This is a genomic window from Altererythrobacter sp. (genome assembly GCF_050299635.1).
In the GTDB taxonomy this organism is placed as follows: domain Bacteria; phylum Pseudomonadota; class Alphaproteobacteria; order Sphingomonadales; family Sphingomonadaceae; genus Erythrobacter.
The window spans coordinates 78,814-87,875 of sequence record NZ_JBNKWF010000014.1 but is presented as its reverse complement, the minus strand read 5'-3'; the positions used below and the strand labels follow the sequence as shown (position 1 = coordinate 87,875).

Annotated in this window: 6 protein-coding genes; 5 read left to right on the top strand and 1 reads right to left on the bottom strand. The window is 57.1% G+C overall.

The window, feature by feature from the left end:
• From ACQY6C_RS09280 to ACQY6C_RS09265, 4 genes are all read left to right on the top strand, one after another.
• Positions 1-471: zinc-binding dehydrogenase (locus ACQY6C_RS09280; RefSeq protein ID WP_427967954.1), on the top strand; the 471-nt coding region annotated here is incomplete at its 5' end.
• Positions 472-824: 353 nt separating this feature from the next.
• Positions 825-4,160 (top strand): TonB-dependent receptor, encoded by a 3,336-nt coding sequence (locus ACQY6C_RS09275; RefSeq protein WP_427967951.1) that lies wholly within the window; start codon positions 825-827, stop codon positions 4,158-4,160.
• A gap of 114 nt (positions 4,161-4,274) precedes the next feature.
• Positions 4,275-5,801 (top strand): tryptophan halogenase family protein, encoded by a 1,527-nt coding sequence (locus ACQY6C_RS09270; protein WP_427967948.1) that lies wholly within the window; start codon positions 4,275-4,277, stop codon positions 5,799-5,801.
• The gene (locus tag ACQY6C_RS09265; protein WP_427967945.1) at positions 5,798-7,282 is read left to right on the top strand and encodes a tryptophan 7-halogenase; all 1,485 of its coding nucleotides are present in this window, start codon (positions 5,798-5,800) and stop codon (positions 7,280-7,282) included. The genes ACQY6C_RS09270 and ACQY6C_RS09265 overlap by 4 nt, the downstream gene beginning before the upstream one ends.
• A 181-nt stretch (positions 7,283-7,463) precedes the next feature.
• Here the strand turns inward: ACQY6C_RS09265 and ACQY6C_RS09260 are convergent, their stop codons facing one another.
• Positions 7,464-8,192, bottom strand: a complete 729-nt coding sequence (locus ACQY6C_RS09260; RefSeq protein WP_427967942.1) for a hypothetical protein — start codon at positions 8,190-8,192, stop codon at positions 7,464-7,466.
• 149 nt (positions 8,193-8,341) lie between these two features.
• On the opposite strand from ACQY6C_RS09260, the gene ACQY6C_RS09255 reads away from it, so the two are divergent.
• Positions 8,342-9,031 carry a hypothetical protein gene (locus ACQY6C_RS09255; protein WP_427967939.1) on the top strand — a complete coding sequence of 230 codons (690 nt, stop codon included), beginning with the start codon at positions 8,342-8,344 and terminating at the stop codon, positions 9,029-9,031.
• Positions 9,032-9,062: the final 31 nt, after the last annotated feature.

Sequence of the window (9,062 nt, the reverse complement as noted above, 5' to 3'; positions counted from 1 at the left end):
GACGGTGCGCGGGTGACATTGATCGATACGCGACAGGCACGTCTGGACCACGCTCGAAACAATGTCGGTATCGACGATACGCTCTTGGTGTCAGACACGATTATCGATGATCTTGCGGCTGCAACGGACGGCGAGTTTTTCGACTGTGTGTTTGATGCGACTGGCAACATCAGAGCGATGTCAGCCGGGCTGGAATATGTGGCACACGGCGGCAGCTATGTATTGATCAGTGTAGTGAAGGATGATCTGACCTTTCCCGACCCGGAGTTTCACAAGCGCGAGACCACCTTACTCGGTAGCCGCAATGCAACCGCCGCGGATTTTGCAAGGGTCATTGCGGCAATTCGCGGAGGGGAATTGCCGATGGACCAACTTCATACCCACTCGATCGACATTGTTGAATTACCACTGGAAATGCCCCGTCTGATTGAACGGGCCGATTCCGTTCTCAAGGCGATCGTGGCTGTATGAATTTCCCCTTCGCAAACCGGGATGGGGATAGGGAGGTCTGACTCGTTCCGGGCCGCGATACGCCCATGCTAGGGCCGCAAGGCAATGTTCCAAGAATTGTATGATTAAATTTACTGATGGGGCTTGCGCCTAAGGCTGGAGCGGTATATCCAATCTATTACTCGGACAAAAAGACTTCGAGGATTCGCTGCATTGCGAAGGGTGGGGCCGACAGGACGGCCTAGTGGTAAAGTTTTGATGGGCAAAGGCTTTGGATTAAGCCGACCTAAAGGGAGTAGATGATGGGGAGGGTTTTCAATCACTCGAGCAAGTTGCTTTTTGCAGGCGCATCTCCGCTTGCATTGGCAATTTGCGTGACTAGCGCGCCAGCATTCGCACAGGATGCGGACAACGCGCCGTCCGAAGAGGCTGTCGATGAAGTAGACAGCAATGCGATCGTTGTGACCGGGGTCAGGTCTGCTCTGGAGACTGCTGCAGTCCGCAAGAGAAATGCCGACACCGTCATGGATTCGATCGATGCAACAGATATCGGTGCGTTTCCGGACAAATCAGTGGCTGAAGCGTTGCAGCGCGTTCCGGGTGTCACCGTCAACCGCTTCGCGATCAATACCGACACGGCGCACTTCACCGCTGAGCCTTCTGGCGTCATCATTCGCGGCCTTCCGCAGGTTCGCAATGAATTCAATGGTCGCGATACCTTCTCTGCCAACAGCAGTCGCGGACTGTCGTGGGGTGACGTGCCGGCCGAACTTCTGGGCGGTGTCGACGTCTACAAGAACCAGACCGCTGACCTGATTGAGGGCGGTATTGCCGGCTCAGTCAATCTGCGCACGCGCGTTCCATTCGACGCTAGGGGTGAGTTGATCCAGATCGGCGTCAAGGCCAACTACGGCGATGCGGCCAAGAAATGGTCGCCCGACATTAACGGCTACTACAGCAACCGCTGGAATACCGGCATCGGTGAAGTCGGTCTGATGGGGCATGTTGCCTATTCGCATGTCAATACCGCTTCTCTCGGCCTGCAGTCCTACCGCGGGGGTATCTTCACCGAAGGCATGATTTCCGGCAGTGCCGAAGTAGACGGGGTGTTCGGACCTGGGGCTGTTGTTATCCCGACGAGCCTCAACTTTCTTGATGCCAAGTATGACCGTAAGCGCACTGGGATTGCCTCCGCCGCGCAATGGAAAAGCAATGACATGAGGTGGGTGGGGACACTTCAGTACATCCGGTCGAATTACACCAACGAGATGCGCGAGCACGGTGTCGGTGTGAGTTTGTACGGCATTCCTGAATCTGACCCGCATTTCCGCTTTGCACCTGGTGCTGATGGCATTCCGATTCCTGCACCGGGCAGTGACCCCTTCACTTTCGGTAGCGATGGCTTCATTGACCATGGCACGTTCAACATGCTCGGCGGATGGTGGGGCTTCCCGACTGACGATGCCAACATGGCCCGGAATGACCAGGGCGAACCGATGGTCCAGAGCTGCTATGGCTGGGGTGCCGGTTGGGCCTATCCCGACAATTATTGCTCGGTCTACGATCAGCACGGCGCCAGCGCGGGCACTAGCAGCCGTTATTCCCAGAACAAGAACATGACCCAGGAATTGGGGTTCAACCTCAAGTATGAGGCAACTGACAATCTGCGTTTCAACTTCGATGCGCAATATGTCGATTCGAAGATCAAGCTTTACGACGCTTCGTTGACCTTCTCATCCTGGGCTGATGTCGAACTGGACGACCTCGGATCGAGGCCTCGTGTGGTAGCGTTCAACCCGCCGACGAACATCAATCAGTCGGAGGGCGGGCTCGCCAACCCGAACAATTACTATATCAACTCGCTGGCCGATAATGTTCAGGACAGCAAGGGTAAGGAGGTCGCCCTGAAATGGGACGGCGAATGGGACACCCCGTTCGACTGGGCCGATACTGTCAAGTTCGGCATGAGGTATGCGGACCGCGACCAGAAGGTGCAGAGCAGCAATTATAACTGGGCGAACATCGCAAATACCTGGACCCAGGGTTGCCAATATCTTTACTTCAACCTGGATTCGCAGCCGGGTACCTGTGATAGCAACGGTGTAACCACCACCTTCAACGGCTATCCTGCGGGCTTCTATGAGGTGGGCGAGTTCGGTAACCCGTTCTTTGGTGGGTCTCTCGGGACCTTCCCGCATGTTCCGTTCGAGTTCCTTTCAAGTCACCAGCTTGACCTGTTCAGCCGCGAATTGATTTCCAATCCGGACGAAGTCACGGGGGCTGGCGGTATCGGTACCTTCATTCCGGTTTGTGATCGTGCCGGTCAGCCTGGATATTTTGGTGGGGCCGAAATGCCTGACAGCTGTTTCAGGGAAGACGAAATCGCTGACGTTTCCGAAACCACCAAGGCAGCTTATGTGATGGTGAAGTTCGGGAATCAGGGTGATTTCCACATCGGCAGTGTGAAGATCAGTGGCAACGTTGGTCTGCGCTATGTCAACACCAAGGTCAAAGCTCTCGGGTTCGAGCAATATCCGCGGCTCTTGGCAGATCCGGCTACTGCCTGCCCGCCTAATCCGCTGGTGCCTGGTGGTCTCACCGGCAATGCTTCGCCACCGCCGCCGCCGATGCCGGGGCAGCCGGCTCAAGTTGCCTACAACGCGATTTGCTATTTGGCTCCTGATGACGTCGCGTTCGCCAACGGTGACGGTACGGGTAGACCCATCAGCTCCAAGACTTCGCAGAATCACTTCCTGCCGAGTTTCAACTTGCGCGCCGATTTTGCGGATGACTGGGTGCTTCGCTTTGCAGCATCGAGGGCCTTGTCGCGGCCCGATATGGGCTTGCTCAGAAGCTATTTGAACATTTCCCAGGGCCTGCCCGGCAGCACGCCAACCGATACCAAATGGATTACGGATGCTCAGGGCAACATCATTGGTGTGACGCCTGAGTATACGGCAAGCGCATTCAACCCGAAGCTGAAGCCGACGACGGCATGGCAGTTCGACTTGTCGCTGGAGCATTATGCGGGCAATGCCGGCACGTTCAGCTTTGCTCTGTTCCACAAGCAGTTCTATGATTACATCCAGTACGGTCGCTTCAACACCGAGGTGACCAACAATGGAGTGACCAGGACTGTTCAGGTCAGCGGGCCCGCGAACGGCAAGGGTGCGAAGATCCAGGGATTCGAAGTGGCCTACAGCCGTTTCTTCGACTTCCTGCCAGAGCCTCTGAACGGTCTTGGTGTGCAGGCGAACTACACCTACATCAAGAACAAGGGCGTTCCGAACTCGAATCTGTCGCCGATCTGGCCGGGGGTCAATCCGCCCCGCACGATCAACCCGGGTTCGCTTGAAGGACTGTCCAAACATTCGTTCAATGTCGTGGGGCTGTTCGAAAAGGGTCCGTTCTCGGCGAGACTCGCTTACAACTGGCGTGATCGTTATCTGGTAACGGCTTCCGATTGCTGCGTTGGCCTCCCGGTCTGGCAGGACGCGGCTGGCTGGCTCGATGGGTCAATCAGGTTCAAGGTGAGCGACAACTTCGAACTCAGTCTCGAAGGGAGCAACCTGCTCAACACGCAAACCGTAACCCTGCAACAGATGTCCGATGAAACCAGCCCCGAGGGCAGGCGCATCCTGTCGCATAACTCCTGGTTCAGGCAGGACCGGCGGTTCACCTTCGGCATTCGCTGGAAGATGGGCAACTAGACTTGAAGTCACGAAATTGGGAGGGCGTCGCTTTTACGTGTGACGCCCTTCCTGTTTTGAGTATGGTTCCTGGCAACGCTACCGGCCAAACCTCATACTGACGGAGCTCAAGGGATGAGCAAACCGCTTGATATCGTGATCCTGGGCGGAGGAACCGCCGGATGGATGGCGGCGATGGCGCTAGTCTCGTTCATACCTCGGGGCCGCTGCAGAGTGCGATTGGTTGAGTCGGAAGAAATCGGCATCGTCGGTGTCGGTGAAGCCACTCTTCCTCAGATCAAGAATTTCAATGATTCCATCGGCGTCAATGAAGCCGAAATGATGCGCGCGACCAAGGCGACCATCAAGCTTGGCATCGAGTTCGTCGACTGGGGCGCCAAGGGCTCCAAATATATTCATCCATTCGGTGTCCATGGTCCTGCGGACATGGCGCACATCTTCCACCATCGATGGCTGCGCTCCGTTCTCCAGGGAGGGAAGTCTGGCATCGAGGATTATTCCTTTGCCGTGCAAGCGGCGCGCCACGGCCGCTTCGATTTTCCCGAGGCAGATTCGTCGAAGATCGAATCAACCTATGCCTATGCCTATCATTTCGACGCCGGTCTCTATTCGCTCTTTCTTCGCCGCTTGGCCGAGCAGCGCGGGGCAACTCGCACTGAAGGCAAGGTGCGTGAGGTCGTCCAGGATCCGGAAAGCGGCGACATCCGGTCGCTGGTGCTCGAATCCGGCGAGACAATTTTTGGCGATTTCTTCGTTGATTGTTCCGGATTCCGCTCGCTGTTGCTCGACAAGACGCTTGGCGTCGGGTGGGAGGATTGGTCGAAATGGCTGGTGTGCGATCGAGCCCTGGCAGTCCCGAGCGAGAATGACGAGCTAACACCCTTTACGCGCTCTACCGCAATGGAAGCGGGCTGGCGCTGGCGTATCCCGCTGCAGCATCGCACCGGCAATGGCTACGTCTTCTCCAGCAACTTCATTGACGAAGACGCAGCCACCGATGAGCTATTGCGCAGCCTCGAAACGAAGACGCTCGCAGAACCGCGGTTGCTCAAGTTCCAGGCCGGTCGCCGGGTCGTGAGCTGGGAAAAGAACTGCGTCGCGATCGGGCTCTCAAGCGGATTTCTCGAGCCGCTGGAATCCACCAGCATCTATCTGATTCAAGTGGCGGCCTTGCAACTGCTGCCCCTGCTGCCCGGCAATCACCTCGATCATCGGCTGCGCGACGAATACAACCGGTTGATAGACAAGGAATATGAGCGGATCCGAGACTTTCTGATCCTCCACTACAAACTCAATCAACGCGACGATGCCGAAATCTGGCGTTACTGCGCTGAGATGGAGGTGCCTGATAGCCTGTCCCGAAAGATCGAGCTGTTTCGCCACAGCGCATTTATCGAGCGGTATCACGGGCTCTTCTCTCCGCCGAGTTGGTTGAGCGTATTTATCGGTCAGGGGCTGATGCCAGAGGGTTACAGCCCGTTCGCTGAAACAATGCCGCAAGACAAGCTGGATGCCTTTCTGGATGGGCTTCGTTCGGAAATCGACGACAAGGTTCAGAAGTTGCCTCGGCATGACCAGTTTATCGCGCGCTACTGCGCGGAAGCGCCGGCTGAGTCCATTTCCGAGGAGGTGCAGCTGTGAAGCGCGTCGAGCAGGTGGTAATCGTCGGCTCTGACGCGCCGGCCTGGATGGCCGCTGCCGCGATCGAACGTTCACTTGGCGGTGCCGGCGTTCGTGTGCGCGTGATCGAGCTGCCGAGCCTATTGCAGCCGATTGATACCTATTCAGCGCTCCCAGCGCTCGACGGATTTCATCACCGCGTGGGCCTTGAGGATCGCAAGCTCCTCGGTTCGTGCAAGGCTATTCCGGTCGCAGGGCAGCGTTTTTCAGGTTGGGCTGGTTCCGCACCACCGTTCCTGCACGGATATGACCGGCCACCTTCCGAAGCAAAGCTGGATTTTACCCATTTCTGGACTAAGGGACGCCAGGAAGGTCTGCGGTCCGATTTCGAGAGCTTTTCACTCGGCGCAATGGCGGCCAGGGCTGGCCGGGTTCCGGTGCCTGCGAAAGGCGCCGCGATAAGTGCCACATATGGCTACAATATCGACGCAAGAACTTATTCGGCGCTGCTTCGACACTATACGATGCAGCGCGGCGTCGAAGCCAAATCGGCTACGGTGGCCGAGGTCGAAATTGTTGGCGAACGGATCGCTGCGGTCGTCCTAACCGACGGCGAGCGGGTCGAGGCGGACTTGTTTATTGACGCTTCCGGTCCGCAAGCCATTCTGATTGGCCGGATGCCGGGCGCGGAGTTTGAATCCTGGCGCGAGTGGTTGCCATGCGATCGTATGCTGGTGGCGTCCGGCAACGCGCTCAGGCCATATCCCTCGTTCAGCCAGATATCGGCATTCCAGCAAGGCTGGCTCGGTCATTTCCCGCTTCAGGATCGGACGACGATCGTCGCCGTTTACGACAGTCACGAGATTTCGGATCAGGAGATGGCTTCCAGCCTGCCTGGACTTGCAGGAATTCCCATCTCCGGTGATGCCGTTGTGTCGGAACTCAACCAGGGCGCACGCAAGCGTGGCTGGGTCGGCAATTGCGTTGCCATTGGCGAATCGCTGTTTTCACTGGAGCCGCTGGACGGCGTACAGTTACACATAACGCATAACTGCATTTCACAGCTTATGTCGCTGTTTCCGGTCGAAACTGAGGCATTCCCGGAAGCGGAAGCCTACGATCACATTCTCCGCGTTGTCGCAACCAATCTGCGAGATTTCCAACTCGCGCATTACAAGCTCAATCACCGTTTTGGGGAACCTCTGTGGGACCGCTGCCGCGATGTAACGGTGCCTGAAACGTTGCAACGCAAGCTCGACATTTTCGCAGCACGTGGCCACGTCCCGCTTTATGATTTCGAGACGTTCCAAGAGCACGGCTGGGCCAGCCTGTTCATCGGGCATGGCGTGCTGCCGGAGAGCTATGATCCGCGCGTCGATATTCTGCCTGAGCAGGAGCAGATCGCTCAGGTGCATCGCCGCCTTCAGGAAATTGTCGGTCTGGTTGACGCCATGCCTCAGGTTGAGGAATTCATCACCAACCCGAGCGTGCAAACAGCATGACAACCCCATCCGTCGGCTGATCAGTCGCTACAGACCGTGTTTCGGCGACCCGTGGGTTATGGCTCTTACAGCCCTATGCCACGCGGTCTGGGTTGGTGATGCGAGGCGGAACGCACGATGACCGAAGCAGCCGCGAACGATCCTTGATCGTCCGCGACTTCTTTCGCGCTGGCAGACGCGACTATCGATGCTCGAGAACAGCCTTGAACTGATTGACTTTGCTTCCCGTGCGAACCGTGATCGTTACGGGAAGGTCGCTCTTGCCTGACTGCAGTTCCTTGGGAATATCAAAGACGAGATATCCACCAGATGCCGCCATGGGTGCGACCACCTCCGGTATAAGTACCTGATAGAGGGCATCCAGTGTCTTGCCGCCCGGCATGGCATACTCATCTTCCGAGCTTTGCCTCAAGTCGTCGGCGTTTACTGGCGCTCCTGCAAGCGTACCGCTGGGGGTTGATGCGCTATTGATCGATCCTGCCGTCACACCGGTCTGCGTTTGCCCGATAAGCGTGCCAAGGGTGCTGTAGTTTTGCGCCTGTACCGCCGCTGCCCGGTTTTGTTCGCGCTTGATCAGCGTGTAGCCTTTGTCGAACTCGCTGAAGGGAACCTTTGGCAGCTCTGTTCCGTCGGCAAGTGTCAACTTCACATCGTCGGGCCCAAACTCGAATTCAGTCTTGCCGAGATTCTTCACCAGCACCCGGATCGTTCCACGTTTGCCGACCCTGAGACCGGGAGAGACGATCCGGATATGCGCAACCTCGGTCTTTTCGTCCACGGCATGCAGTCCACCGTGACCATATACGATCCCGGCGTTGGCAGGTTCCAGGTTCACAATATAGCCCTTGGCAAGAGCTGTACCGGAGAGGGAGAGAGCGGCCAGCGCAGTCAGTCCAAGTGCCAAGCGCATAATTCTACTTCCTTGCTGCAATATGTCTGATTATATACTGAAGACGTATAACATGCGGATCGAGTCGGTCAATCGTCGGGTTCGGCGGTGAATAGCAGCAGTTCCAGCTGCAAGGCCGACATAGGACCAGTGGTAGTGGAGAAATACGGATGCAATGGAAGCCCCTAATCACGATCGCCATTCTCGCGGCAGCAAGCAGCCCAGCTGTTGCTCAGCTTGCGCCGCCTGAAGCGCCAGCGCCAGGGACCGTGGATGGCGCGGCAGCCGCGCGAGGCAACCGTGAGCAGCTCGAGGGCTACAATCGGGTCGTCAACCAGGGGGTCAAGGTTTCCAATGCCGACGATGAGCGCCGCGACAAGCGCAACAAGAAAGGCCCGCAATTGGCGGGAGCTGCCGACTTTACAGCCGGTGCCACGGTGCGTGACAAATATGGCGTTCATATTGCCACGATTGAGGCGATCGATGAAACGGGAGTCATCGTTAAGTCCGATATGAGGCTGGCAAAACTTCCGCAGGAGGCATTTGGCAAGGATGATGCCGGCCTGATGCTGGGGATCTCCGCTCATGAATTCCGGGCCGCTATCGCCGAAACTTCGGTCCCGGTAGCGGAGGAACCGAAGATCGTGGAAGCGACGGTCGCGGATATGGTCAACGGCGCACCTGTTCGCGATAGCGAAGGGGTTGAATTCGGCAAGATCGACAGACTGGTCGAGAACGGCGTCGTCATGGATATGGATGGCAGAAAGGTGCGCCTCAAACTCAAGTCCTTTGCCAAGGACGAGGAGGGTTTGATGATTGGGATCACAGCAAGCGAACTTAAAGCGTTGCTGCCCGAGTAGGTCGGCGATGCTGTTGCGGGATAGGGCAGAT

Coding starts and splice junctions, on each gene's coding strand:
- ACQY6C_RS09270 (WP_427967948.1), top strand. CDS start 4,275: ATGAGCAAACCGCTTGATATCGTGATCCTGGGCGGAGGAACCGCCGGA.
- ACQY6C_RS09255 (WP_427967939.1), top strand. CDS start 8,342: ATGCAATGGAAGCCCCTAATCACGATCGCCATTCTCGCGGCAGCAAGC.
- ACQY6C_RS09260 (WP_427967942.1), bottom strand. CDS start 8,192: ATGCGCTTGGCACTTGGACTGACTGCGCTGGCCGCTCTCTCCCTCTCC.